This is a genomic window from Gelidibacter gilvus (assembly GCF_004115975.1).
GTDB lineage: Bacteria > Bacteroidota > Bacteroidia > Flavobacteriales > Flavobacteriaceae > Gelidibacter > Gelidibacter gilvus.
Genome location: NZ_SDDZ01000008.1, coordinates 42556 through 69522 on the forward strand (window position 1 = coordinate 42556; position 26967 = coordinate 69522).

Below are 26967 nucleotides of genomic sequence, written 5' to 3' on the forward strand. Positions count from 1 at the left end.
AATGCGACTCGCTTACATTACTAATACAAGTTTAAATGAATCTAGCGGTGGCGGTTCGGGTGTTAATTTTGCAACCTATAACTATTTAAAGGATGTTTACGAGATTAGTTATTTTTTAATATATCCCTGCCCGGATTTGAAGTCAAAAGCGGGCTCGGTTCTTTTGAGAAAGTTGTATTTAAAAAGGAATTATCATTATTTTTCAGAATTAAGATTGGATGATGTTCGAAAAAAATTTGAAACTATAGAAGGGGATTTCGATGCTTATTTTTTCCACGGGTTTACCCAATGGATAGCAATAAAACCTAACAAGCCCTACTTTTGCTTTAATGACGCCTGTTTTGCAACTTATGTGGACATCTATAATAATAAAGAGGAATTTAAAGAGTCGGATTTAGACAGGATTTATAAAAAAGAAGCCGTCTGGTTAAAAAACGCCGAGAAAGTGTTTTTCAGATCACAGTGGGCTCTGAACGAGACTAAAAAAGTCTACAACATGGACGGTAACAATTTCGTAAACGTGGGCGTAGGTGGCTTTATCGACATTCCTGATGCAGATACTTACAAAGAAGGCTTTAATTTTTTGTTTATCTCAAGAGAATTTATTCCTAAAGGAGGAAAGGTTGTAGTAGAAGCTTTTCAAGAATTAAAAAAGACCTATGACGATATAAATTTACAGATTGTGGGAGAAGATCCAGGAGATGCTATCAAAGCTGTTGAAGGGGTTTATTATCTGGGCTTTTTTAATAAAGCTGATGCATTGGAAAAGAAAGCCTTGATGAATGTTTTCGCGAATGCTTTTGCTTTAATTCATCCCACAATTAAGGACACTAATACTTTAGTCATAAATGAGTTGGCCTACTATGGATGCGTTGCCATCTCGTCAAATAAATTCGCCATTCCAGAATATTTAATTGACGGTCAAACTGGATACTTATTAAACGATCCAAGAGATTCTAAAGAATTGAAATCCTTGATGAAAAAACTAATTGTCAATCCTGTTGATTATAGCGTAATGCGGAAGAATGCGCGTAAAAATGCGGTACAATATAATACTTGGAATGCTGTAGGTCAACGAGTAATAAAGGAGATTACAAATTCAGTGCAAGCATAAATGCCCCAAATTAAAAAAAATAGAATCTTTGTTTTTCACTTTCTACCCATTGAAATGTACCCGCCTGCACTTAATTTTGCGTCTTATTTGTCAAATAATGTACACCCCAATAATACTACAGAAATAATACTTGTTACCACAAAACCCAATACGGGATTGCGTCTGGTTGCTTTGCCCAATATTCAAATCATAAGATACCGAGGTATTGAAAAAGGGATGAGTGCATTTAAAAAGCTTACTCAGTATATATATATATATAGTGCGGTAATCATGAAGCTTTTTAAGTACAAACCTCAGAGCCTTTTCTTTTATGAGACCTTGTCGTCTTTTCCGTTTGTTGTATACAGTTTATTTTATAAGAAAATCAATTTGTACATTCATTATCATGAATTGTTTACCATTGAACAATTAAAAAAAGGCAGACCTTTACATAATTTTTTAAACAGATTGGAGAAAAGGTATTTATATGCCAAAGCAAAATGGATTTCAGAGACCAATAGGTACAGGATGAAGATTTTTATTGATCAATATCATTTGAATTTTGATCGTGTAAAGCATAGGATATTGCCAAATTATCCACCAAAAAAGTGGATTGACCAATCCAAAATAGTTAATGTTAATCAAAGGGATAAAAGTAAAATAAAACTTCTTCATATTGGTTCCCTATCTTTTGAGACCATGTACCTAAATGAAGTTTTGAAGCAATACGGTAATCATGAAAAATTCGAAATCACCTTCTATTCGCACTTAAGAGACAGAATTATTATCGAAAAATTGACATCCTATGATAATGTAACTTTTAAAGGAAGTCTTAATTATGATGAGATCCCTAATTTAAAAGGTTTATATGATGTAGGTTTAGTGCTTTATAAAGGTAATTCTCTCAATTTCACGTACAATGCGCCAAATAAAATTTTCGAATATTTAGCTTTGGATTTAGATGTGTGGTGTTCTGACAAACTTGTTACATCAAAAGATTATGAAATTAGAAGTTCGTATCCGAAAATGTTAATGGTGGATTTTGAAAATCTTTACAGATTCAATTTTCAAAACGCACTGGACAAAGATAAACTAACGTATAAAGAAAGTCCGTATTATTGTGAAACGGTATATGAACCATTAGCGGCGCAAATGTACAGCGATTTTGATTTAGAGGCTGCAACCGAGCGAAAATCATTATAGAAATCTCAAGATTTTATTTAATGCGGAAATATAGTTTTTATCAATAATAATAGAAATTGAACAAAGATATGTCATCTAACTCTTCAGTCATAAGAATCATTTTTTTTAATTATACTTTTAAAGATTGAGCATATCTTGAACAAGATGTTTAAAGCAAAGGAAATTAACTCGTTTTTATATATAGGACAATATTCGGAAGGCACGACCAGTAAAATGCGTGCTAATCAATTGATCGCTCTATTAAACCCTAAGACCGTTGAGATTATTGATACTCATATTCCCTTTCTAAAAACAAATAAACTCCTAAGATCTTTTGGTTTCCGCTATAAGATGGGGCCGCTAATATTGGCCGTTAACGATTATATTCAGGCTAATGTAAAGGGCGAAAGATTTGATTTGATTTGGGTAGATAAAGGTGTTTATATAAAGCCAATAATTTTAAAAGAGTTGAAGCGTAAAGCTGGAAAAATCGTGCATTATACCCCTGATATGGCATTTTATGAAAACGAATCCCGGTTTTTTGAAAAGACTATAAAATACTATGACTATTGTATTACTACAAAAACCGCCGAAATAGATAAGTATTTAAAAAGAATACCTGAGGGAAAATTATTATTTGTTACTCAAGGTTTTTCGAAAATTATTCATAAACCATTTCATCAATATCACGATAAAACCAATTCTGTCGTATTTATCGGTTTGGCGGAACCTCACAGATTTGAAATTGCAGAGAAATTGTTAACGGCTGGAATTCATTTAACTATCGTTGGCAAAAAATGGGAATTATTTGTTGAACGAAATGGGCATTTTGATAATCTTAACTTCTTGGGAGAATTAGTTTATGATGAAGACTATAGTAAATTAATATCTTCTTCAAAATTCGCCTTGGGCTTACTTTCTAAAAGATTCCCTGAATATCACACCACCCGAACCTTTGAAATTCCTGCCTGCGGAACAGCATTACTTACCGAGAAAAATAGCGAACTAACGTCTTTTTATAATGATGATGAAGTTATTTTTTATGACGACGCTGATGATTTAGTGGAAAAAATTGAATATTATCTAAATAATTCTGACGAGCTTGAAGAACTTATAAACAAAGGGAAGCAGAAAGTTGATTCAAGTGGTTTTGATTATGAATCCATACTTGGGGACCTTTTAAAAATAATATTAAATTGAAATTAAGCATTGTATTAAATCAGGAAATGGTTTCAAAATACTCGAAAATATGTTCTATAAATCTGTATCAAATTTAATTAACAATTCAGCATCCCTTGAGAACAAAGAATGCCTGACCTGACTGTAGAATTAGAAAATCATTGATTCCCAACACTCAAGTTGTTGAGATCAATGTTTTAGGAAAAAAAATAAAATGCATTCAAAATTAGTTTCCATCATCATCCCAAATTATAACAGTTTAAAATTTATCAAAGAGACATTAGACTGCGTATTCAATCAGACTCATAAAAATTTGGAAGTCATCATAGTTGATGACGGTTCAACAGATGGGTCGTTTGAATGGATTGCGAATCTTAATCAGCCAAATCTTAAACTTGCTAAAAATCCTAAAAAAGGAGCCTGCGCCGCACGTAACCACGGCTTGCGTTTGGCTAAAGGTGATTACATTCAATTTTTAGATGCGGATGATGTATTGGATCATGATAAGATTAAAGCACAAGTGACCTTACTGGAAAACGAACCTACAAAGGTTGCGATATGCAGTACTCGGCATTTTTATGAAACCATTGATGAAGGAGTTATTACGGATGCTTCGTTTTTAGACACAACAGATACTCCTGGGGATTTTTTATTAAATCTTTATGGCGGTGATGGCATAAACCATAATATGGTTGCACAGCATGCCTGGTTAACGCCAAAATCAGTGATGGACAAAGCAGGGTTTTGGAATGAAGAATTAGTGAAAGACCAAGATGGCGAGTTTTTCTGCAGAGTAGCTATGGCCTCACAAGGCATTTGTTTTGCGGAAGGTGTGTTGTGTTATTATAGAAAACACAGAAATGCAGGCAGCATTAGTAGTGGAAAGACCGAAAAGCATATTTCTAGTCAATTCGAGTCTCTCAACTCTAAAGCCGAGCAACTAAGTAGTTTTAAAGACACTAAAGCTTATAAGAATGCCATGGCGCTCCAATATAAAATAATCGCTATAGATGCCTATCCTAAGCATCTTGCCATCTATAAGACGGCTATTCAAAATGTAAAGTACTTTGGAGGCAGCGCCTATATGCCCGTGTTGGGAGGAAAATTGATTGAAAGTATAAAACACTTATTTGGCTGGCGAGCTGCAAAGGCGTTCTCTGTTTTTGCTCATAAATACATAAAATCCTAAATGAATAAAATTCTATTTATCACAACGTCAAGTTTGGCTTCTAACCCAAGATTGGTAAAAGAATTTGAAGCTTTAAAAAGCGATTATGATTGTCATGTCCTGTGTTTTAAGCATCACGATTGGAGCTCGGAACTTTCAGAAGCTATTATAACTAGAAATCCTGACGTTCAATTTATCGAAATTGATAGAAAAAAAGCGGTGTTCCAAACGCTGAAAAGTAAACTTGCCCATAAAGCAGCCATCTTGTATAACAGTAAAGCACCTCAAAATTTTAAAATTTGTGCTTTTGCCAACAATGACAAAGCTTTACAGCTATCGGACACGGCTCAAATGTTATCGGAAAAAACAAACTATTCTAGGATAGTGGCACATAATTTAGGTGCTTTTTACGCCGCCGTAAAGCTATCAGAACAGAAGGGAATCGCATTGCAGTTAGATATAGAAGATTATTATCCAGGAGAGGCGCTTTATTTTAATGAGCATTTGGAAAAACAGAACAGAATGCACCTCATGGCAGAAAGTTTTGCCAAGGCACAGGCCATTACTTATGCTTCAAAAGGAATTCAATTGGAATGTGAAAAACATTTCAAAGTTCCCGATGGAACCAAACAGGAAACCATTATTAATGCATTCCATGCCACTGATTTTGTGGAACCCAAAGAAAACTCTTCAGAGCGTATCAAAGCCGTTTGGTTTTCTCAGCATATTGGCCCCAATCGAGGCTTGGAACAGGTGTTTGATGCGGCAAAGAGTTATGAACACATCGAATTTCACCTTATAGGTAACAAAAATAAGGACTATTTAAAGACATTCAGTTTTGACGAGAATGTCATATTTCATGATATTATGCAGCAAGAGGCGTTGCATGAATTTCTAAGTCGTATGGATATTGGTCTAGCTCTTGAAAATGTAAAGGCCGATCTTAATAGGGACATCTGTCTGACAAATAAGTTTTTAGCGTATGCCCAAGCTGGTCTATACATTGTAGCAACAGATACGTTTGGGCAAACGCAATTTATGAATTCCCTAGACTATGAATCAGGTGTTATTATAAGTAAAACTTTAATTGAATCTTTAGTGGAAATTGATGAGAAACAAATTGCAATAGAAAGAAAAAAGCATAGATGGAACAAGGCAAAATTATTTGCTTGGGAAAATGAACAACTTAAATTAAAGAGGCTTCTTGCATAATTTTCTTTAGTAAGTTTTTAGACGCCTGAGGATTGGCTATATAGAGTTTAATTTTTGAAAATAGAATGTATTACATATAAGCATATGAAAACTGTATTGATAATTCATCCACATTGGGTGCCAGCGAATTTAGCTAGTGTTCAGCGTCCACGTTTAATGGGCAACTATCTAAAACAATTTGGGTGGCATCCGCTATTGCTCACGGTCGATTCTAAATATTATGAAGAAACACCTGATCCGCTCATAGGTAAAACAGTTTCTAAGGATATTGAAGTGGTTTATACCAAAGCCTATAACGTGACCAAACCTAGATTGATAGGTGATATTGGGTTGCGGGCCTTTCCATTTTTAAAAAAGGAAGCATTGCGGCTGTGTAGAGAACGACAGATTGATTTTATTTGGATTCCAATACCATCGTTCTATACAGCGCTATTGGGACGGATAGTTCATGACAAAACCGGAATTCCTTATGGTATTGATTATATAGATCCATGGGTACGTGATATTACCAATCAGAGTGATTTTAGAGCGAAGCTAAGCCAAGCTGTGGCAAGAACTTTAGAACCTTATGCGGTTAAAAAGGCCGCTTTGATTACTGGGGTGTCAACGCCCTATTACCAGCCCGTCATCGATCGAAATTTTAAAACACCTCCAGTTCATGCAGGAATGCCCTATGGGTTTGATCCTAATGATCATGAGATTGAGTTGGAAGGCTTAAAAATGCCTTGGGACGATCAGCCTGATTGTAAGCCGTGGTTGTATGCCGGTGCATTTTTGCCTAACTCGCATCTTTTTGTGCAGTCTTTTTTTGAATCCGTAGCTGCCTTAAGGGCAGATGGAAAATGGGACGCCGCAGTGCGATTGTATTTTGTGGGTACCGGATCTTATCCGGCTAAGCGTATTACCGCCTATGCCAAAGATTATGGATTGGAGGATATTGTCATTGAACATCGCCAACGGTTCCCGTTTTTGCATATCCTTAATTTCTTGTCTAAAGCGGATCGGGTCATGCTTTTTGGCAGTACAGAAATCCACTATACCGCTTCTAAAACATTCCAATGTTTGTTGAGTAAACGCCCTTTATTCTCAATGTTGCACGCTGAAAGTTCTGCGGTTGATGTGATTAGAGAGGCTAATGCTGACGCGTTTTTAATGCCTTATAATGATGGAGACTCCAAAGAAGTGATTGTGAAAAAATTAAGATCCATCCTAATCAATTTTCAACACGAAGTGCAATGGGATCTTAATTTGGAGCATTTGGGCGCCTATACCTGTATTCAATCTGCAAAAGTATTGGCTGAGGCGATGGATAAAGCTCTAGAAATTAAAAATTAAGTTCATTAAAAATTATGCAAAACACAATCGACGTTTCAATAGTAGTACCCGTATATAAAAGCACTAAAAGTTTGGAACTTTTGACCCAACAAATTGGTGTTCTCGGAAATGAAATAGACATTAAATTTGAACTCATTTTTGTTAACGACAGCCCATTTTTCTTAGACACCAATAAAACCTTAGAGACACTCGATTTGCTTTTTGACTTTGTACATGTAATTACGTTACGTAAGAATCAAGGACAACACATGGCCTTGTTAGTCGGATTATCCAAAGCCAAAGGAGAATTTGTTATTACAATGGATGATGATCTGCAACACCCTGTTAGTGAAATTCCAAAGTTAATTTCAAGGATAGCTGAAAAAAATGGACCAGATGCTGTATTCGCTATTCCTTTTTCAGGAGACAAAAAACACTCTCCATGGCGAAATTTTGGGAGTTACGTTATTAACAAAGCTGACGTCATGTTCTTGAGCAAACCAGCAGGTTTAAAAAAATCACCATTTAGAATTATGCGCAATGATTTGGTAAATGTTATTGTTAATAATTATAATTCTTCTCCAGCCGTTTCTAGTCTTATAATTAGAGCAACCCATAACATTGAGAATATCGAAGTGAAGCATAATGACCGACAGTTTGGTAAAAGTGGTTATTCTCTGAAGCAATTGATGAGTCTGACTTTAAATAACATTCTACATTATTCCTCGCTCCCTTTAAAACTTTTAGGCTATGTAGGCGCTTTTGGTTTTATATGCTCCATCTTATTCATAATAACTGTATTGATCAGAAAATTATTTTTTGATATCAATTTTCCTGGTTACGCCTCTATTGTATCTTTAATAAGCCTATTTGGAGGATTGAATTTATTGGCTTTGGGAATCATTGGAGAATACTTAATTAGAATTGTAAAGGAACAACAAAAACCGGGTTTAGATTCTCTATATAAATAGAATGGAAAAAATACTAATATTAGGAGCTGGAATTTTTCAGGTTAATCTCATTAAAAGAGCTAAGGAATTTGGCTATTGGATAATTGTGGCGACTTACAAAGGCAATTATCCCGGACTTGAATTCTGTGATGAGGTTGTAGATATAGATATTACAGATTACGATAAGCTATCCGCACTTGTAGAGAAAAAGGACATTAAAGCCATAATGACTACGGGTTCTGATGTGGCGCTCCCTACTATTGGAAAATTGGTGGATAAATATCAGTTAATTGGGCCTACATTTTTCGCCGCAGATATCGTATCCAGTAAAACAAATTTTAGAAAATTCCAAAAGGATAATCAAATTGAATCTCCTGATTTTATAAAATGTAAAGATGTTAAATTGTATTTAGAATATATTCAAAATTCTTCCGGTAGATTTGTTGTAAAGCCTGATGATGCTTCAGGTTCAAGGGGAATTCATTTCATTAGCGCAAATGATTCAATTGAAACTTTAGAGTCAACGTTTATTTCTGCTAAATCTTATTCCCGTAACGGATGGGTGTGCATAGAGGAATTTATCCTAGGTCAAGAAGTTGGAGGGGATGCTTTTATGGTGAACGGCAAAGTGGAATTTATTGTAACAACTACTAAACATTTAAAAGGAGCTTTAGTTTTGGGTCATACCATTCCGGGCAGCCTTAATCCAACAGTTATTGATCAAATTAGAGTGCATCTCGAAGCTATCTGTAATACTCTTGGTTATAGGTCAGGGCCTTTAAATTTTGATGTTATGGTAAATGAAGGCATTTTAACAGTCATTGAGATGGGATTAAGAAATGGCGGTAACGGTATTGTCGATCTTATCAAGAAAAGTTATGGAATTGACTTAAACGAAAAATTAATTCAATGGACTATGGGATTGGAGGTCGAATTTTCTCCAAATAAGAATCCAACAACCTATAGTAGCGCTGTTTTTGGGTCTCATCGAAAGGGTCTAATTTCAAAAATCGCCAATCGGAATGTTTTAAAGTCGAAATATTCATTTATCGAACATATTAATTACGCAAAAAGGGAGGGAGAAGAAGCAAATATAATGACTAATAATTCTGATTTAATTGGTTATATGATATTGAAATCTGATGCAGACAATTATTATAAAAATGTGGCAGCTATAAAGAATGATGACTTGTTTATGTTAATATAACATAAAATAATCTAAAGAATAAAAATATGATCAATAATTGGATACTATTAGGCCCTGCCAATGCAAAAAAAACAGAGATAGTTATTTCTGCATTGATCGATAATCCAATCATAAGAACGAAACCATTCGTTTTAATGTGCGAAACTGATACTGGATGTGCTGTAGAACTTGCTATAAAACATAAAATAGAAATTCATATAGTTGATGATATAAAGCTTAAAAGCCCGAAAGTAATTGAAATGTTGAAAAGTCTCCAAGCTGATGTTTTGATTAGCTGCGGATGGAGTTACAAGATTCCTGTTGAACATAACATTTATTTTAAATATCCGATTATAAATTGTCATGGTTCTGTATTGCCAGATTATAAAGGTAAAAGAGCATATCTACATCAATGGGCGAATATTGAGGGTTTTTATGGAGCAACTATCCATACAATAAGTGATAAATTTGATCAAGGAGAAATTATCATACAAGGCAAACAGAAGTTGTTCTTAAAGGAGAATCTAATAATGATTCATAGAAGATTATCAGAGTTAACGGCACAACTTATTCCTCAAGCGTTACTAATGATTGATTATAATTTGCCTACTCAGAATAATTATATGAAGAAAAACAGTCAGAGTAGGTATTTTTATAACATAAAAAAAAGGAAGTTAGTTTTACATCGTCTAATAAATCGATTCGCATACTATTTTAATTTAAAAAAGTGGTCGACCCCTCACAAAATGTAAGGTTACTAATTTTGAAAAATCTGTTTTCAATAATAAAAGTGCTTTAATTTAAAAAACCCAATTAAAATAAGTACTATAGAATATTATTAATTTTCTCACTTCAACAACAGATTTATTGATAATTAAAAATTTAAATTATGAAAATTAATTTTGTTGGAGATTTAATATTTGGAGATCAACCCGTGAAATTCGGTTTTGGCTTTGATAGCTTACATCATAAAACGAACTATAAAAAAGTATTTCAGGGTGTTGAAAATTCTTTTTCTCAGGCTCAGTTCAATGTAGCAAATTTTGAATCCATAATTAAGGATCGCCCTCTAAAACCAACCGTTTCCAACTGGTCAATGTGTTGTGACAATAATGTTGTAGAGGTAATGCTACAAGCCAACATCAATGTGGTCAGTGTAGCAAATAATCACAGTATGGATTATGGTCTGGATTCATTTAATAACACTGTCAACTCATTAGAAGCAGCTGCTATTAAAGTAATTGGAAAAAAAAACCACCCATATGCCATCTTGAGTCATGATAATCTCAAATTAGCGATAATTGGTGTTAGTTATCTTAAGGTGAAAACTCCTGATGTGCCTTATTTCTATAATCCCACAAATGAGGAATGGAAAAATTTAATAGAACGATTGAAAATAGAATCTGTTAATAAAGTTGTCATCTATGTCCATTGGGGTAATGAATTTGTTGATCATCCTAGTGAGAAACAGCTAGAAATTTTAAATGATTTATCCAAATTAGGTGTTGATGCTATAGTAGGACATCATCCTCATGTTTTACAGCCAGCATATTTATTTAAGAACATTCCTGTTTTTTTTAGTTTGGGTAATTTTGTTTCAGATTATTGGCAGAAACGAGCAAGAATTTCAACTATATTAAATTTATCTATAGACAAGGACGCATTAATGGATTGGAAGCAAACTTCATGTTATTTAAATGAAGAGGGATGCCCAGCTGTAACTAAGGACAAGATTGATGTCGAATTTAAAAGCGAAATTATAAGTTCAACTATTGAAGATGTTAATGCTTCGCGAAAGCGACTCAGAGTTGAATACCTTAATATGCTAAGTAAAAACTTCTATAAGATTAAAAATAAAAGACTTTTTTTAAATTGGTTATATCGACGTTTTGTTTTTATAGTGAAGTATGGAAAAGAAGAAAAGATTAATCCTGATATAATTTATGAAAAATATAAACATTAAATTAATTTTAAAGATTATATTTTCATTTTCTTTATTGATTTTTCTTTTCTTAAAGCTGGATATTTCGGTTCTTCTCAATTTAGATAAGACGGTATTCATTTATATCTTTATTGCATGCCTAATAACTTGTGTGTCTCTTTTTATAATGTCTTACAGATATCATTTAATTGTGCTTTATTTTCTAAAAAAATCAATTAATTCGATAGTTATTTTTAAGTATTATTTGATTGGTATGTTTTTCAATATTTTTCTTCCAGGGGCCATTGGTGGAGATGCGGTAAGAATAAAGAAATTGGTTTCCAATCATGGCGTCAATTATAAGAATTCAGCTGCTGTCACATTAGGCGAGCGACTTACTGGCCTGTACGGTTTATTAGTCCTATTAAGCATCAGTTTTTTCTTTCAAAATTTCCCATCAGGTTTCAATTTACAATCTTATGTGCCCAACGTGATTTTAAAAGCCTCGCCTTTTGTTCTTATTTTAATGCTTCCAATCCTGACTTTAGTATTAAATAGATTTAAACTAAAGGTTACAAATCTATTCGCATTTAAAACGGTCTTGGTAATTTTATTGGCCCAGATGGGAGACATATTAATTGCTTATTTATTCTCTAATTTTTTAGGATTAGACATCCCATTTGTTTCTTATATTTTTATTATGCCAATCGTTTACATCGGTACTGTGTTACCAATCTCGTTAGGAGGCTTAGGAGTTAGAGAAGGTGTTTTTTCAGGACTTCTAACACTCTACGGTGTAGATGCCTCTATTGCTATTACCATTTCATTATTAATGTATTTTACTAAAATTATTGTCGGACTAGTTGGCTATGTCATCTATCTGAAAGACAAATAATTCACAATAATAAAATTTTATTTTTATGAGTATACCTTTTAATAAGCCTTATATCACTGGTAAGGAAGTTCACTTTATTTATGATGCCGTCAGTACAGGTCATATCAGTGGGAACGGAAAATACACAAAACTCTGTCAAGCCTATTTTCAAGAGAAGTTAGGGGTGAAAAAAGCACTGTTAACTACTAGCTGCACTGATGCTTTAGAAATGTGTGCGTTGTTGTTGGATATTAAGCCCGGAGATGAGGTTATTGTACCGTCCTATACTTTTGTGTCAACGGCCTTAGCGTTTGTGCGCCAAGGCGCTAAAATTGTCTTTGCCGATAGTCGTAGTGACCATCCAGGTATTGATGAGCAAAGTTTGGAAGCGTTGATCACATCTAAGACCAAAGCTATTGTTCCTGTCCATTATGCTGGAGTTGCCTGTGATATGGATATTATTATGTCCATTGCCAACAAACATAACATATTTGTTGTGGAAGATGCTGCTCAAGCCATTGACAGTTTTTACACCGGAAAAGATGGTGTAACAAGGGCATTGGGAAGTATTGGCCACTTAAGTGCGTTTTCGTTTCACGAAACCAAGAATATTCAATGTGGTGAAGGTGGCTTTTTAGGGATCAACGACGACCGCTTTGTGGCAAGAGCTGAGGTTATATGGGAAAAAGGGACCAATCGTGCTGAGTTTTTTAGAGGAGAGATTAATAAATACGGCTGGGTAGATACAGGTAGTAGCTTCCTACCCAGCGAAATTACCGCCGCTTTTTTATGGGCGCAATTGGAAGCTCTTGAACACATTCAAAGCAAACGCAAAGCAATTTGGAAAACGTATTACACCAATTTAAAGCCTTTAGAAGCTAAAGGGGTATTAAAGTTGTCCAAAATACCAGAATTTGCGTCGAGAAATGGTCATATGTTTTATGTACTGTGTAAAGATTTAGAAGAACGTACCGCTTTAATAAAACATTTAAAATTAAATAGCATTAGTGCCGTTTTTCACTATTTGGCTTTGAATAAGTCTGAATATTATTTGGAGAACCATCAGATTTTTACCTTGCCAAATACAGATAGATACGAAGCTACATTATTAAGATTACCGTTGTTTTGTGATCTCAATGTAGAAGATGTAGAACAGGTTAGTCAATTGATCATTAATTTTTATAATGCTTAATTCGTGGAGTTCTCAAAAATAGTATTTGACATTTTAACACTACCCATATATTTGCTTTTCTTCCTTTTAATAGGAAAATTTATATATGGTAGTTTACGCCAATTTTTTAACGATGATTTTTTAGGTTCTTTTTTAGAAATCACTTTAGGTTTCATTTTATCAATTTGTTTTTATGCCATTTTTATAACTTCAGGAAAAACAATAATGGTGCTTTTTGTTCTGCTTTTATTGAGTCAGTATTTGTATTCAAAATTAAAACCTGATTTCTTATGGTATAAAAAAATAAATAAAACAGATTTTAAAACTATTGGACTGTTTTTTGGGTTTTCATTGGTCTTTCTTGGAGTTCAATTATTTAGACATGATTACTTTAATCCAGACATAGTGAAACTGGGATGGGGTGATTTTGGCTTTTATTCCGATGTCGCTGAATCGTTAAATATATATGGAATAGAAAAATCAAATAGCTGGTACAATTATTTTGCTTCCGAAACATTATTTTATAGTGCCAATCCCATTCCATACCATTATTTTGAGATTTGGACACAGGCTTTGTTTTTGAACACTTCTTTAAATAGTGGCGTATTCGTTTTTATATATGTTTTCACGCCATTTGTTTGCGCATTGGCAGCCCTGGCTTTTTATGTGTTAGGACGTTCGTTATTAAAGATAACTTCAATATATAGAAATTTATTATTATTAGTAGCCTCACTATTAATTCCATTCTCAATGGGTAAATTACCTTTTTTATTAGGCGGTTTGCAAGATAATATTATAAATTATCCAAGGAATTATATGTTCTATATATGTTTTGTATGCTTTTTTATATTTTATAGAAAAGGATATAAGAGCTTTGCAGTTTATTTCTTAGCCTTTTTAAGTTGTATTAATATTTTATACCTGCCTACAATTTCGGTGGTTTTGGTTGTTTTAGGTATTTTTCAATATTACTATCAGAAGGAAAAAGGTTCAATAGCCTTACACACCATAATTGTAGGAACCCTTCCTGCATTTTTTATTATATTATTTTATTTTTTTCTATTTAAAACAGTGGGAGGTAGAGGAATTGACTTATCTGCATTGAATATAATAAAGATATATCTACTTGAAGGATTAAGATATTTTTTTAGACTTAACTTGGCACGCATTTGGTTATTCTATCTACCATTCGTTCTTATCTCTTTGGTCTATTTATGGCGCAATAGAAATGAAAATAAAAAAAGTAGCTATACCATAGTCATTATTTTTGTTGCTGTTTGTATGGAAATATTTAGTTTGCTATTTGCCTCATTTGTCCCACATTTGGAAGCAGGAACTTTTAATAGCATAGTGCTTAATCCGATGTTAGCTTCTTTGACGTTTGTCGGATTAATGTATGCCTTAAATACTATAAAAACCCTCCTAAGTAAAGTTGTATTTGTTTTACTGGGATTTCAGCTTTTATATTCTTTTATCTTTGTGCTTTTCAACTTAGAAGGTTCCCGATTTGTAGGGACATTTAATTTCAGTAAATCATTTTTAAAACAAGTGTCACAACTTGAAATTAACAACAAAATAGGTGGTTTTTATAAAAACATTGAAAATAGAGAAAATTCTGAATTTGCAGCCAAATCAAATTTGTCCTTGGTTTCTTCTTTGTTTGATCATAAAGGCAATGGTTATTTTCAAGTAGACTTAACTACTTATATAAGAGAAGAGAACATCCCATTTCAATCTATAAAGGCTGCGGAAATGAATACCCCAATGTATAAATATGGAAGTAATAAAATCAAAAACAATCCTGGTCTAAGTCGAAATTCTATAGAATTAAGCTTCATAAATGATTATAAAATAGATTATATTATTTTTAATCCAAATGTAGATGTACCTGAATATTTATTGACAGAAGTTGAGAAAATAATCACAGATCCATACTCAAACGTCAAAGTTATTGTGTTGAAATAGTCTTTTTGGTAAATTATTGCCATGACGTATTCTCTTTATTAACAATAGATATTGTTCTATTCATTTTGTCCTTTTACGTTTTGATCTCTTTTGCCAATAACTTAGTACGGAAGAAAGTAAACTTTATAATATAAAGAAGGTATTTATTAAAAATGAAAAAATTAGCTATAGTTATAACACATCCAATTCAATATTATGCACCTTGGTTTAAACTATTGGCAATACGTGGCCGTGTGAAATTAAAAGTATTCTATACGTGGTCTCAAACATCGGATACGGTAAAGGATAAAACCTTTGGTCGAGAAATTAAATGGGACATTCCGCTGCTCGATGGATATGAATATGAGTTTATTAACAATGTCTCTAAGGAACCAGGCTCACATCACTTCTTTGGCATTGATTGTCCAGAGTTGATCTCTAAACTAACGGAATATCATCCCGATGCCATATTATTCTTTGGATGGAATTTTAAAAGTCATTTAGGAGCTATGCGTTATTTCCATGGAAAAACTCCCGTTTGGTTTCGAGGAGATTCAACACTTTTAAACGAATCGGGAGGGTTAAGAACCAGAATAAGACGCTTAGTACTTAAAAAAGTTTATAAGTATATCGACAAAGCTTTTTACGTAGGTCAAGAAAATAAATCATATTTTAAGAAACATGGATTAGAAGAATCACAATTAATTAGAGCTTCACACGCAATTGATAATAGTCGATTTGATGATGACACTCATAAAAAGTATGATATTAGAGCTGAGGAATGGAGAGAGGAGCTAGGCTATGAAAGTGACAACATTCTTATTGTCTATGCTGGTAAATTGGAAATGGTAAAACAAGTCGGTTTTTTAATCGAAGCATTCAAAATTGCAATTAAAAAAAACACGAAAATCCGTCTCTTAATTGTAGGGAATGGACCTTTAGAAACCAAACTAAAAGAAATGAGTTCACATACTACTGAAATTAAATTTTTACCATTTCAGAATCAAACAAAAATGCCATTACTATATCGCATGTCTAATGTGTTTTGCTTGCCTTCAAAAAGCGAGACCTGGGGATTAGGTGTTAATGAGGCCATGGCAAGCTCTAGACCAGTGTTAGTTTCTGATAAGGTTGGGTGTGCAAAAGATATGGTTACTAATGGTCATAATGGCTTTATTTTCAGACATGACGACATCATTGAACTTGTGAATATTATTCAAGATTTGAAATTAATACAATTAAACCAAATGAAAGCGCGGGCATATAAGAACGTTCAAAACTTTAATTTTCTAAATATTGTAGACGCCTTGGAGAAAGAACTTTTAAATATTGACCAATATAAATAGTTAATAATATGGGATTTTGGTCTTATATAGGACTTATCACCGTTATTTATGTCGCTTACAAATTCGTTAAGCGTTTAGGTAAAGGGTTGCCTGTGCTTGAATTAATGCTACTTATTGCAGGCTTACAATGGATTGTTGGTGCTTTAATAGAATACCGTTCACCATCGATGCACTGGAAGTACTACATGTATGTAGAACAATCTACATATATGGGCTTTGTCGTACCTGCATATGCTTTGTTTTCAATTGTTGTACTTTTTGTCATCAGAAAATCAGTGAACATAGAGGTGGAATTAGACCGATTGAAAAACTATTCAAATTACGGTGTAATTATTTTTGTTATTGGTGTCGTGTTTGATGTTTTAGGAGGCGTTTTGCCAGGAGCACTTAGTTTTTTAGGTTTCATCCTTTCCAATTTTAAATTTGTTGGCGCCATTATTTTGTATTATTCTGAAAATAAGAAACTAAAAAAAATATTTTATGTTGCAATTATATATTTATTGATTACTTCAATTTTCAGAGCGCTCTTTCATGATTTTCTTTTATGGTCTGTATTTTTTTATATGTTTTATGCGCTTAAGAACAAGCCTTCTATCTCTAAAGTCTTATTGACAATTGTTGCTGGTGGACTTCTTGCTGCAACTTTACAAACCGTAAAATCGACCTTCAGATCAGAGGTTTGGAATAATTATTCAGGGAATAAATTGGAATTATTTGTGGGTTTAATGGTAGATTCTTTCTTCGTGGACAGCACGGAACTTGAAGACCTTAATGATGGGGTCGATTCTAATGTGAGACTTAATCAAGGTTGGATTATCAGTGCTGTCATGGACAATATTCCAAATAATCAAGAATATCTTGATGGGGCAACTATTAGTGATGCCGTGTTCGCCTCGATTTTACCAAGAGTTTTAAACCCTAGCAAAACACAAGCGGGAGGTCGAGAGAACTTTAGGGTTTTTACGGGGCTAGAAATTCTTGAAGCATCAATGGGCATTAGTATTGTAGGTGAGGCTTACGGGAACTTTGCACATTTTGGTGGCATTATATTTATGATTGTCTGGGGCTTTTTTCTAGGGAAAATTTGGTTGTATTTTTGGCGAAAAATCAGATACAATATTATATTTATTGCTTTTATTCCACTTATATTTTTGCAGGTAATTAAGGCGGAAACGGAATTAGTAGTGGTTCTGAACCATCTAATAAAATCGATGATCGTTGTGTTTCTTTTCCTATGGTTTGTTAAGAAATATTTAAAATGGAGTTTTGAAAAATGACAGAAACTATCATTTTTATTTTCAGAAAGCCAGATCCCAATTACAAAAGTATTGAAGGTCTGTTCGGCAACATTTCAAAAACTGTTGGATTACGGGAGTCCGTTTCCTTTTTGACCATGAATTTTTCAGGGGGTAGCCCGAGAACATTATGGTCCAATATAAAATCTTTCACTAAAGAGGAAAATAGAATTTACCATATTACAGGAGATGTCCAATATATGGCTTTGGTAACTGGAAAGAAATCCGTGCTTACTGTACATGATGTCAAGTCCATTGTAAACGGACACTTCTTGAAAAGAATTTACATGAAACTGTTTTGGTTTTGGTTGCCAGCATTATTTGTCAGCCGTATTACGGTTATTTCAGAGTTTACAAAAAAGGAACTAGAAAAAATCATACCTTTTTCTAAGAATAAAATCAGGGTTGTGCACAATCCAGTCAACTTCTTATTTCAATTCAGTGATTATCAGTTTAATCAAACAAAACCAAGGATTCTATTATTGGGTGCAAAGCGCAATAAAAACTTAAATCGGGTGTTAGAGAGCTTAAAAGATATCCCTTGTGAAGTGGTATTGATTGGCCAACCTACACATGAACAAGAGGTTCTGGCCGAAACGTTTGGTCTTGATTTTACATATAAATTCAATTTAAAAATAGAGGACGTGATAGCCGAATATCACTCGTGTGATATGCTTTGTTTTGCATCGACTTATGAGGGATTTGGAATGCCAATAATCGAGGCACAATCGGTGGGTAGGCCTGTGCTGACCTCAAACATAGGGGCTATGAAAGAGGTCGCAGCAGATTCAGCTTTGTTAGTAGATCCTTATGATATTACTTCAATCAGAGAAGGGGTAATAAAATTGATTGAAGATGTTGATTTAAGGGAAGGTCTGGTCCAAAAAGGATTGCGAAATGTGAAACGCTTTAGTACCGAAGCGGTGGCAGAAGACTATTTGAAAATCTATAGAGAACTAAGTGTCTAGTGATGATTTGGAATCACCAGGAATTAATCCAAGGCTTAAAATAGAATAGTAACAGCGTTATGAGCAAGATAAAAACGAGATTATGGATATTTATTGATTGGTATTTACCAGCTTATAAGGCTGGTGGTCCTATCCAATCGGTATCAAATTTGGTTGGTAGGTTGAAGAAGGAATTTGACATCTCTATTGTTACTTCAAATTCTGATTTGGGAGAACCATTGGCTCTTGAAACAAAAGATATAAATGTTTGGATGCCAAAAGATGGGTATCGCGTGATGTATGTGGATGAGGAACATCAAAACAAACAGTTTTATGAAGAACTTTTTTCTAATAATACTTTCGACGTTGTTTATTTTAACTCTCTGTTTTCCATAAAGTATACGCTTTTACCCTTTTGGCTCTTAAGAAACCAACCAATCAGACGTGTGTTGGCATCGAGGGGAATGCTCGGCAAAGGTGCTTTGGCAATCAAGCCGTTAAAGAAAAATTTGTTTTTGAAGCTCTTCAAAGTTTTGGGGCTTCACAACAAAGTAGTGTGGCATGCTACGGCACAAACTGAGGTCGATGAAATCAAAGATCATTTTGGACCGGAAATAAAAATTATGTTAGCGCCTAATTTATCGTCTATTGGAGCATATGGTTTTATCGAAAAAGAGAAACAGATCCATCAGTTGAATATATTTTTCCTTTCCCGTATTGCCATTAAAAAGAATTTGTTAGGGGCACTTGACACCTTATCGAATATTAAAATCAATTCCAAAATTAGGTTTAACATTATTGGACCTATTGACGATAAAGTGTATTGGCAGAAATGTGGTAAATGGATCAAGTCTCTACCTGAAAACATAAATGTGAACTACCTCGGTGCAATCCCTAATAGCGAATTACCTTTGATCTTAAAAGAGGAACATATCTTATTTTTACCAACCTATGGAGAGAATTTTGGGCACGTGATCATGGAATCTTGGCAAAATGGGTGTCCAGTAATCATTTCAGATCAAACTCCGTGGCTTGACTTGGAATCTAATAAACTTGGTTTTGATATTTCACTAGAAAGAAATAAGAAGTTTATTGAGGCGATTGAACAGTTTTGCGATATGTCTGAAGCAGAATATAATGTGTGGTCAGCTTCCGCTTTCAATTATGCGAAAAAATTTGTAGAAAATCCGGAAGTGTTAGAGCAAAATAAAGCCTTATTTTTGAACGCTTAAAAAAAAAATATGAAACGAATATTAATTACAGGAGGTGCTGGTTTTGTGGGCTCTCATTTATGTGAACGCTTATTGAATGAAGGTAATGAAGTCATCTGTTTGGATAATTACTTTACAGGGAGTAAGAAGAATATTGAACATTTGATGGACCATCGCTATTTTGAGTTGGTAAGACATGATGTCATCAACCCATATATGATTGAGGTGGACGAAATCTACAATATGGCTTGTCCTGCCTCCCCGGTACATTACCAATACAATCCCATAAAAACGATTAAAACCTCGGTGATGGGAGCCATCAATATGTTGGGGCTGGCAAAACGTGTTGGCGCAAAAATTTTGCAGGCATCAACTAGTGAGGTTTATGGTGATCCAGCCGTGCATCCACAACCTGAAACGTATTGGGGCAATGTTAATCCAATCGGGTTACGTTCCTGTTATGATGAAGGAAAACGCTGTGCGGAAACCTTATTCATGGATTACCATATTCAGAATGAAGTTAAAATTAAAATTATTAGAATCTTTAATACCTACGGGCCAAATATGAATCCAAATGATGGCCGTGTTGTTTCTAATTTTATCGTGCAAGCCTTACAAGGAAAAGACATCACAATTTTTGGTGAGGGGACGCAAACGCGGAGCTTTCAATACGTCGATGACTTAGTGGAAGGCACCATTAGAATGATGAACAGTAGGGATGGCTTTACAGGTCCGGTGAATATTGGTAATCCTGTAGAATTCACCATGTTGGAATTGGCTGAAAATGTCATCAAATTAACCAACTCCAAATCAAAATTGGTTTACATGCCTTTGCCACAAGATGATCCTTTGCAACGTCAGCCTATAATTGATTTAGCTAAAAAGGAATTGAATGGTTGGGAGCCAAAAGTACATCTGGAGGAAGGTTTGAAAAAGACGATTGGATATTTTGATGACTTGTTGCAGAATAGATAGAAGGAAAGGTAATCTTTGAAAAGATAATACGATGAGAATGGACATAAGAAAATGCTTGGCTAATTCTTAATTCCTAATCCCTCATGCCTAATCTCTGAGCTACATATATCAATTTAAGCTAATATCCATGATTAAATATTTAATAACATACATTTGAAAATCGATCTCTCTAAATATAACAACAGTTGGTACCAACCTGGGTCTAAAGTCAAACGCTTGTTATGGTACTTTATCAATGAGTTGTTTCTGAAATGCAGTTTGAATCCTTCTTCAGGACTCAAGATTTTTTGGTTAAAATGCTTTGGGGCTAAAATAGGAAATGGAGTTGTTATCAAACCAGGGATCAATATAAAGTATCCCTGGAAATTAACTATTGGCAATCATTGTTGGATAGGCGAGGAGGTTTGGATCGATAATCTAGATCAAGTGACTCTTGAAGATCACGTGTGCCTCTCGCAAGGCGCATTTTTACTTTGCGGCAATCATAACTATAAATCACCCGTTTTTGACCTCATGATTGCTCCAATAATTTTAAAAGAAGGAAGCTGGGTAGGCGCCAAAAGTATTGTTGGTCCGGGCGTGATCATGGAAAGCCATGCAGTGCTGTCTTTAGGTTCCATTACGAGCAGTAATTTAGATGCCTACGGGATTTACAGAGGAAATCCTGCGGTAAAGATTAAGGAAAGAACAATAAACGATTAGATGAAAATTTCAATTATAACTGCAACTTACAACAGCGCCAAAACTTTGGAGGTCTGTATGGATTCTGTGTTACAACAATCGTATAAAGACATTGAATACATTATTATTGACGGTAGTTCCAAAGACGATACCCTTAGTTTAGTAAAATCGAAAGTAGAAAAGCACTCCAATATTATTGTTGTTTCTGAACCTGATAATGGCATTTATGATGCTTTAAACAAAGGGATTGCCAAAGCTACCGGTGATATTATTGGGTTTGTGCATTCGGATGATTTTCTCGCAGACCAAACAGTCATTTCACAAATTGCTGAAGCTTTTGAATCTCAGGCTATTGACGGCATTTACGGCAATCTCCATTATGTACAGTTTGATGACACTTCTAAAATTGTGCGGAACTGGGTGAGCCAGCCCTTCTATCCAAAATTATTGAACCGTGGTTGGATGCCCGCACATCCGACACTGTTCTTGAAAAGAGAGGTGTATGCAAAGTACGGGCAATTTAATTTGAACTATAAAATCGCTGCCGATTATGATTTTATTCTTCGCGTCTTTAAACAAGAGCAACATCGGTTTAAATTTTTACCCTTGACCATTACAAAAATGAGAGTAGGTGGGGCTAGTAATAGAAGTCTTAAGAATCTCTATCAAAAAACTAAGGAAGATTATAATGCTGCCTATATTAATAAAATACGCTTCCCGCTGAGGGTCATCTTATCAAAAAACCTCTCAAAAATTCCACAATGGTTTTTTAAATAAGAACTGATATCATAAAACATTTATTGATTAGAGTTAATAAAATATTAAATAGGGCGCTATTTTTGTCGACGTTGTAAATTGCAAAGTTAATGCTAGCGTATTTTATAATCTAAAATACTGTGAATGTTAGCACTTTAAGCGTATCTTTGCCGAAAATTTACTTTAGAAATACACCCAAGACTACTTAAGCGTAAATTGCTATGATCCAAGAACTTCTCACTTATTTTAACCCCCTTGATTATGTGGTCATTTGGTTGGTTGTAGCATTTCTCATTGCGCTCTATGTCTCATTTAACACGTTTCCAGCCATTTTTATGATATCGGTAAAGAAACAGCTGATGGACGAACCCGGTTCAAGAAGTGTTCACTCAAAACGAACGCCTACCCTAGGCGGGATTGCTATTTTTATGAGTTTAGTGGTGGTCATCACCACACTTGGTGCTTTACTGAATACGAAGGTGCTCTTGTTGCTTTTAGGTGGAATGTCCATCTTGTTCTTTTTAGGTCTTAAGGATGACCTATTGGTATTGTCGCCTAAGAAAAAATTCCTGGGGCAGCTGCTGGCAGCCTTGGTGCTAATTATTTTTACCGACACAAGGATCGTAGGCTTTTTTGGGATTTTTGGGATCACCACCTTGCCGTATTGGTTCTCTGTACTATTCACTTTGTTTGTCTATGTGTTGATCATTAATGCCTATAACCTTATCGATGGTGTTGACGGCCTTGCAGGAAGTTTAGCCCTATTTGCCTGTGCGGCTTTTACCTATATTTTTCTAAAAACACAAGATATCAGTATGGCTACCATAGCCGTAGCGACTATAGGATCACTGATCCCCTTTTTGAGATTGAATTTTGCTAAAAAAAGAAAAATATTTATGGGCGATACAGGTTCCATGATCATAGGCTTTCTGCTTTCCTTTTTTGTGGTTAGATTTCTCAGTGAAGCACAGATTTATCGCACCTCAATATTCTATAATTCGGCCCCGATATTGGCGCTTGCCATTGTGTTTTTTCCGCTACTGGATACCTTTCGCGTCTTTTTTATACGTATCGTATTCCACAGAAAAAGCCCGTTTCATGCCGATCAAAACCACTTGCACCATGGTTTCCTTAGATTGGGGTATTCGCATATTCAAACTACGACATGTATCGTGATCATTAATGTGATCTTGTTTGTATTGGCACTTTTGTTTAAGGATTTTGAGATCCATCTGCAATTGATTCTTTTGCTTTCTATTGGAACTATATTATATTCTACAGTTTTTCTATACCATTGGATTTTAAATTCAAAATCCAAGTCTGAAATTAACAGAAGAGATACGCTTATTTAGTACCATTTATAAAAAAAGAGCTTACTTTTGCACTTCAAATGTATAAAGCTTTATGTTTAAAGATCTCAAGACTAATTTAATGAAGTACATATTATTAGGATTGGTAACATTGTTCTTATTGAATTCTTGTGCCACAAAAAAGGAAATTCTTTATTTTCAGGATTCTGAACAATATAATAATACGCCCATTAGTTATATCAGACCCTCTATTCAGCCTAACGACATTTTAAAAATTACGGTAGGTGCCCTTGTTGAAGATTTGGCAAGACCTTACAATATAACAACTGGAGGTAGTTCACAAGGCGGTGGTAATGTCGACATGATGAAGCTTCAAGGTTATTTGGTTACTGAAAACCATACTATTAATTTTCCTCAATTGGGAGTCATATCCACAAAGAATAAAACAACCCAGCAATTTGAACAAGAATTGACCCGGATGTTGGAAGATGGAGGCCATCTCAAAAACCCAACCGTTAGTGTGAGGCTATTGAACGCCAAAGTCACTGTCTTAGGCGAAGTTAGCGGTCCCGGAACCTATGATTTTACAGAAGGAAGTATCACTTTGTTGCAAGCTATAGGTCTAGCCGGAGATTTGACCATAAATGGGAAACGAGAAGATATCCTATTGGTAAGAGAATCGGAGGGTGTTTATAAAACAGCACATCTTGATTTGACTTCTGCACAGGTATTAACCAGCCCTTACTTTTTAATAAAACCAAATGACGTGATCATGGTTAATCCTAATGGACCAAAAATTAAAAGTTCAGGGTTTGTCGGCAATGTAGGAACCTTCATTTCAGTATTTTCTATCGTATTGAGTACTGTGCTTTTAATAACCAGATAATAATGAACGAAGAAAGAGTGAAAACTGTCACAGGAAAAACTGATCAAGGAGAGCAGATAAAATACGAGCTTAGGAAATATCTACGCTATTGGTTTTGGTTTGTAATTGGAATAATGATTGCTTTGGTTGCTGCCTTTTTATATTTGAGGTATACCCCCAATATTTATAACAGCTCCTCCAAAATTCAAATTTTAAATAAAAGTAAAGGTATTGAGATGCCCTCTTCAGCTTTTATTTTTAATAGATCGACTATTAACCTTGAAAACGAAATCGAGGTTATTAAATCGTTACGGATCAGTGAACAGGTGGTTAGAAATCTTGACTTGACCATGGCTTTCTATGAAGAAGGGAATGTAAGAACAACTGAAATTGCTGGGTTTCCATTCGTGCTTACTAAAACAATTCCAAACGACAGTATCAAGTCCCATGAATCCTTTAAAATCCAAATTAAGGATACAGGTTTTGAAGTTTTTAGAGGAACATCAGATAAGGCCATCGTTTTCCCTAATTATAGCTCTTATAATGTGAGTCATGATCTTCCATTTGAATTAGAGGCGGGCAACCTAAATAACATCAAACAAAATAAGGGAAAAACATATATTTTCAGACTGATTCCAGTAACTTCTGCGGCGAAAAGTTTGAAAAGCAAGATAGGTGTTTCATTCGTAGGTAAAGGGAGTGAGTTGCTACAGTTGAATTATTCGGGAGAAAATAAGTCGCGATCAGAACAAATCCTTAATGAATTGATGTCGGTTTTTAACTTAGATGGAATTATAGACCGCCAAGAAGTCTCTAAAAGAACCATTGCTTTTATTGACGATCGATTTGAATTGTTGGCTGGAGAATTGGATTCTATCGAAGGGAACAAACAGGATTATAAGCAGAATAATAATTTTTTCGATGTTAAATCGGATGCCGCCTTAGGGATAAGCCAACGCACTGCATCCGAGAACGAAGTGTTTGCAATTGAGGGTCAAATTTTGCTTTCTAATATGTTGGTGGAGTCTCTCAATATTAAAAATAATGAGTATGACCTATTACCTGCAAATATTGGTATTACCAGTGTTAATACTAATGAACTTATAGGAGCTTATAACACTTTGGTTTTTGAACGTGATAATTATTTGACCAGTGGCGGTGAAAATAATCCTATGGTACAAACGATTAATGAAAAACTAAATGAACTGGCTAAGAATATCAACAGCTCGTTAAATGCGTACAAATCACAATTGCAGGCTTCTAAAAATCAATTGGTCAAAAGGAATGATAAATTCGTATCCCAAGTCTCTGCTATTCCTGCGAAGGAGAAAATTATGCGTTCTATTGAACGGCAGCAAGCCATCAAGGAAACCTTGTATTTATTTTTACTTCAGAAGCGTGAAGAAGCGGCTATCAATTTGGCGATTACAGAGCCTTCCTTAAAAGTGGTTGAATACGCTATTTCAGGAGGAGCGCCGATATCCCCAAATAAAAAAAACATCTACCTTATGGCCTTAGTTGGGGGTTTACTGATTCCATTTGGAATTATATATGCATCTATTTTATTGGATACTAAAATTAAAGGTAGAAACGACGTGAAATTAAGAGCAGGTCAAATACCCATATTGGCTGAAATACCAAAAACGGATGATATGAATGTCGTCTTTACTGATCCTACCGAAAGGAGCGCGCAGGCGGAGGCGTTTAGAATTCTGAGTTCTAACGTCAGTTATATATTGACTACTGGAAAGGATGCCAAAGGCAAGATTATTTATGTGACTTCTACAATCAAAGGTGAAGGTAAAACTTATGTGGGCCTTAATCTTTCCTTGGCACTATCTAGTCTGAACAAAAAAGTGTTATTGATTGGGGCCGATTTAAGAAACCCACAAATCCATCATTATACTCAGCCTGAATCGGACAAAAATCTACCCGGATTATCCAATTATTTACATGACGAGACGTTTAGTTGGAAAGATGCCTTAATCAAAGGATTCTCTATGCATCCGAACCACGACATTTTAATTGCAGGTGCTATTCCTCCAAATCCAGCTCATCTTTTAACTAATGGTCGATTCGAGCGGCTTCTCAATGAAGCGAAAGAGGAATATGATTATATCATCGTTGACACCGCACCCACCATATTGGTGACCGACACCTTGTTGATTTCTGAATTTGCAGATGCTACTTTATATTTAGTTAGAGCTGAAGTGACAGAAAAAACATTGTTGGATTTCTCCAAAGATCTTTACGATTCTGGACGTATGAAGAATATGGCCTATATTATTAATGGCGTAGGAGCTAGTAAGTCTTATGGATATAGCTATAATTATGGCTATGGTTACGGCTATGGTATCAAAGAATAGAATCTTACCCTTTCAACAGTT

At 34.6% G+C, this 26967-nt stretch carries 23 protein-coding genes; all 23 read left to right on the top strand.

Annotation, left to right across the window (positions count from 1 at the left end; all coding sequences use genetic code 11):
• Position 1: 1 nt before the first annotated feature.
• Complete coding sequence (locus ESZ48_RS13170; protein WP_129017970.1) at positions 2-1114, top strand: glycosyltransferase family 4 protein; 1113 nt, start codon at positions 2-4, stop codon at positions 1112-1114.
• Between the two features lie 87 nt (positions 1115-1201).
• On the top strand, positions 1202-2296 hold the full coding sequence (locus ESZ48_RS13175; RefSeq protein ID WP_129017971.1) for a glycosyltransferase family protein: 1095 nt from the start codon (positions 1202-1204) through the stop codon (positions 2294-2296).
• 144 nt (positions 2297-2440) lie between these two features.
• Positions 2441-3475: a CgeB family protein gene (locus tag ESZ48_RS13180; RefSeq protein WP_129017972.1), complete on the top strand. Its 1035-nt coding sequence runs from the start codon at positions 2441-2443 to the stop codon at positions 3473-3475.
• Positions 3476-3668: 193 nt separating this feature from the next.
• The gene (locus ESZ48_RS13185; RefSeq protein WP_129017973.1) at positions 3669-4643 is read left to right on the top strand and encodes a glycosyltransferase family 2 protein; all 975 of its coding nucleotides are present in this window, start codon (positions 3669-3671) and stop codon (positions 4641-4643) included.
• Positions 4644-5834 carry a glycosyltransferase family protein gene (locus tag ESZ48_RS13190; RefSeq protein ID WP_129017974.1) on the top strand — a complete coding sequence of 397 codons (1191 nt, stop codon included), beginning with the start codon at positions 4644-4646 and terminating at the stop codon, positions 5832-5834. It abuts the gene before it with no gap.
• Between the two features lie 84 nt (positions 5835-5918).
• Complete coding sequence (locus ESZ48_RS13195) at positions 5919-7169, top strand: glycosyltransferase family protein (RefSeq protein ID WP_129017975.1); 1251 nt, start codon at positions 5919-5921, stop codon at positions 7167-7169.
• 14 nt (positions 7170-7183) lie between these two features.
• Positions 7184-8119, top strand: coding sequence for a glycosyltransferase (locus tag ESZ48_RS13200; protein WP_129017976.1), 936 nt, complete (start codon positions 7184-7186; stop codon positions 8117-8119).
• Between the two features lies 1 nt (position 8120).
• Positions 8121-9305 (top strand): ATP-grasp domain-containing protein, encoded by a 1185-nt coding sequence (locus tag ESZ48_RS13205; RefSeq protein WP_129017977.1) that lies wholly within the window; start codon positions 8121-8123, stop codon positions 9303-9305.
• Positions 9306-9331: 26 nt separating this feature from the next.
• Positions 9332-10036 (top strand): formyltransferase family protein, encoded by a 705-nt coding sequence (locus ESZ48_RS13210; RefSeq protein ID WP_129017978.1) that lies wholly within the window; start codon positions 9332-9334, stop codon positions 10034-10036.
• Between the two features lie 137 nt (positions 10037-10173).
• Positions 10174-11247, top strand: coding sequence for a CapA family protein (locus ESZ48_RS13215; RefSeq protein WP_129017979.1), 1074 nt, complete (start codon positions 10174-10176; stop codon positions 11245-11247).
• Positions 11228-12100, top strand: a complete 873-nt coding sequence (locus ESZ48_RS13220; protein WP_129017980.1) for a lysylphosphatidylglycerol synthase transmembrane domain-containing protein — start codon at positions 11228-11230, stop codon at positions 12098-12100. Before ESZ48_RS13215 ends, ESZ48_RS13220 begins: the two co-directional genes overlap by 20 nt.
• Positions 12101-12125: 25 nt before the next feature.
• On the top strand, positions 12126-13271 hold the full coding sequence (gene rffA / locus ESZ48_RS13225) for a dTDP-4-amino-4,6-dideoxygalactose transaminase (RefSeq protein WP_129017981.1): 1146 nt from the start codon (positions 12126-12128) through the stop codon (positions 13269-13271).
• A gap of 3 nt (positions 13272-13274) precedes the next feature.
• Entirely contained in the window at positions 13275-15215 is a 1941-nt protein-coding gene (locus ESZ48_RS13230; RefSeq protein WP_129017982.1) for a hypothetical protein, read from the top strand.
• 152 nt (positions 15216-15367) lie between these two features.
• A complete protein-coding gene (locus tag ESZ48_RS13235) occupies positions 15368-16540 on the top strand; it encodes a glycosyltransferase family 4 protein (protein WP_129017983.1) in 1173 nt (390 codons plus the stop codon).
• An 8-nt stretch (positions 16541-16548) separates the two neighbouring features.
• Positions 16549-17817, top strand: a complete 1269-nt coding sequence (locus ESZ48_RS13240; RefSeq protein WP_129017984.1) for a hypothetical protein — start codon at positions 16549-16551, stop codon at positions 17815-17817.
• On the top strand, positions 17814-18803 hold the full coding sequence (locus tag ESZ48_RS13245; RefSeq protein ID WP_129017985.1) for a glycosyltransferase family 4 protein: 990 nt from the start codon (positions 17814-17816) through the stop codon (positions 18801-18803). Before ESZ48_RS13240 ends, ESZ48_RS13245 begins: the two co-directional genes overlap by 4 nt.
• A gap of 59 nt (positions 18804-18862) precedes the next feature.
• A complete protein-coding gene (locus ESZ48_RS13250; protein ID WP_129017986.1) occupies positions 18863-20014 on the top strand; it encodes a glycosyltransferase in 1152 nt (383 codons plus the stop codon).
• Between the two features lie 9 nt (positions 20015-20023).
• Positions 20024-20968 carry a UDP-glucuronic acid decarboxylase family protein gene (locus ESZ48_RS13255; protein WP_129017987.1) on the top strand — a complete coding sequence of 315 codons (945 nt, stop codon included), beginning with the start codon at positions 20024-20026 and terminating at the stop codon, positions 20966-20968.
• Positions 20969-21121: 153 nt separating this feature from the next.
• Complete coding sequence (locus ESZ48_RS13260) at positions 21122-21670, top strand: WcaF family extracellular polysaccharide biosynthesis acetyltransferase (protein ID WP_129017988.1); 549 nt, start codon at positions 21122-21124, stop codon at positions 21668-21670.
• The gene (locus ESZ48_RS13265) at positions 21671-22426 is read left to right on the top strand and encodes a glycosyltransferase family 2 protein (RefSeq protein ID WP_129017989.1); all 756 of its coding nucleotides are present in this window, start codon (positions 21671-21673) and stop codon (positions 22424-22426) included.
• 200 nt (positions 22427-22626) lie between these two features.
• The gene (locus ESZ48_RS13270; RefSeq protein WP_129017990.1) at positions 22627-23757 is read left to right on the top strand and encodes an MraY family glycosyltransferase; all 1131 of its coding nucleotides are present in this window, start codon (positions 22627-22629) and stop codon (positions 23755-23757) included.
• A 79-nt stretch (positions 23758-23836) separates the two neighbouring features.
• The gene (locus ESZ48_RS13275; RefSeq protein ID WP_129017991.1) at positions 23837-24601 is read left to right on the top strand and encodes a polysaccharide biosynthesis/export family protein; all 765 of its coding nucleotides are present in this window, start codon (positions 23837-23839) and stop codon (positions 24599-24601) included.
• 2 nt (positions 24602-24603) lie between these two features.
• The gene (locus ESZ48_RS13280) at positions 24604-26946 is read left to right on the top strand and encodes a GumC family protein (protein WP_129017992.1); all 2343 of its coding nucleotides are present in this window, start codon (positions 24604-24606) and stop codon (positions 26944-26946) included.
• The last annotated feature ends 21 nt before the right edge of the window (positions 26947-26967 follow it).

Excerpts from the sequence above, each read along its gene's own strand:
- ESZ48_RS13170 (WP_129017970.1), top strand. The coding sequence starts at position 2 with ATGCGACTCGCTTACATTACTAATACAAGTTTAAATGAATCTAGCGGT.
- ESZ48_RS13180 (WP_129017972.1), top strand. The coding sequence starts at position 2,441 with ATGTTTAAAGCAAAGGAAATTAACTCGTTTTTATATATAGGACAATAT.
- ESZ48_RS13185 (WP_129017973.1), top strand. The coding sequence starts at position 3,669 with ATGCATTCAAAATTAGTTTCCATCATCATCCCAAATTATAACAGTTTA.
- ESZ48_RS13190 (WP_129017974.1), top strand. The coding sequence starts at position 4,644 with ATGAATAAAATTCTATTTATCACAACGTCAAGTTTGGCTTCTAACCCA.
- ESZ48_RS13195 (WP_129017975.1), top strand. The coding sequence starts at position 5,919 with ATGAAAACTGTATTGATAATTCATCCACATTGGGTGCCAGCGAATTTA.
- ESZ48_RS13200 (WP_129017976.1), top strand. The coding sequence starts at position 7,184 with ATGCAAAACACAATCGACGTTTCAATAGTAGTACCCGTATATAAAAGC.
- ESZ48_RS13205 (WP_129017977.1), top strand. The coding sequence starts at position 8,121 with ATGGAAAAAATACTAATATTAGGAGCTGGAATTTTTCAGGTTAATCTC.
- ESZ48_RS13210 (WP_129017978.1), top strand. The coding sequence starts at position 9,332 with ATGATCAATAATTGGATACTATTAGGCCCTGCCAATGCAAAAAAAACA.
- ESZ48_RS13215 (WP_129017979.1), top strand. The coding sequence starts at position 10,174 with ATGAAAATTAATTTTGTTGGAGATTTAATATTTGGAGATCAACCCGTG.
- ESZ48_RS13220 (WP_129017980.1), top strand. The coding sequence starts at position 11,228 with ATGAAAAATATAAACATTAAATTAATTTTAAAGATTATATTTTCATTT.
- rffA (WP_129017981.1), top strand. The coding sequence starts at position 12,126 with ATGAGTATACCTTTTAATAAGCCTTATATCACTGGTAAGGAAGTTCAC.
- ESZ48_RS13235 (WP_129017983.1), top strand. The coding sequence starts at position 15,368 with ATGAAAAAATTAGCTATAGTTATAACACATCCAATTCAATATTATGCA.
- ESZ48_RS13240 (WP_129017984.1), top strand. The coding sequence starts at position 16,549 with ATGGGATTTTGGTCTTATATAGGACTTATCACCGTTATTTATGTCGCT.
- ESZ48_RS13245 (WP_129017985.1), top strand. The coding sequence starts at position 17,814 with ATGACAGAAACTATCATTTTTATTTTCAGAAAGCCAGATCCCAATTAC.
- ESZ48_RS13250 (WP_129017986.1), top strand. The coding sequence starts at position 18,863 with ATGAGCAAGATAAAAACGAGATTATGGATATTTATTGATTGGTATTTA.
- ESZ48_RS13255 (WP_129017987.1), top strand. The coding sequence starts at position 20,024 with ATGAAACGAATATTAATTACAGGAGGTGCTGGTTTTGTGGGCTCTCAT.
- ESZ48_RS13265 (WP_129017989.1), top strand. The coding sequence starts at position 21,671 with ATGAAAATTTCAATTATAACTGCAACTTACAACAGCGCCAAAACTTTG.
- ESZ48_RS13270 (WP_129017990.1), top strand. The coding sequence starts at position 22,627 with ATGATCCAAGAACTTCTCACTTATTTTAACCCCCTTGATTATGTGGTC.
- ESZ48_RS13275 (WP_129017991.1), top strand. The coding sequence starts at position 23,837 with ATGAAGTACATATTATTAGGATTGGTAACATTGTTCTTATTGAATTCT.
- ESZ48_RS13280 (WP_129017992.1), top strand. The coding sequence starts at position 24,604 with ATGAACGAAGAAAGAGTGAAAACTGTCACAGGAAAAACTGATCAAGGA.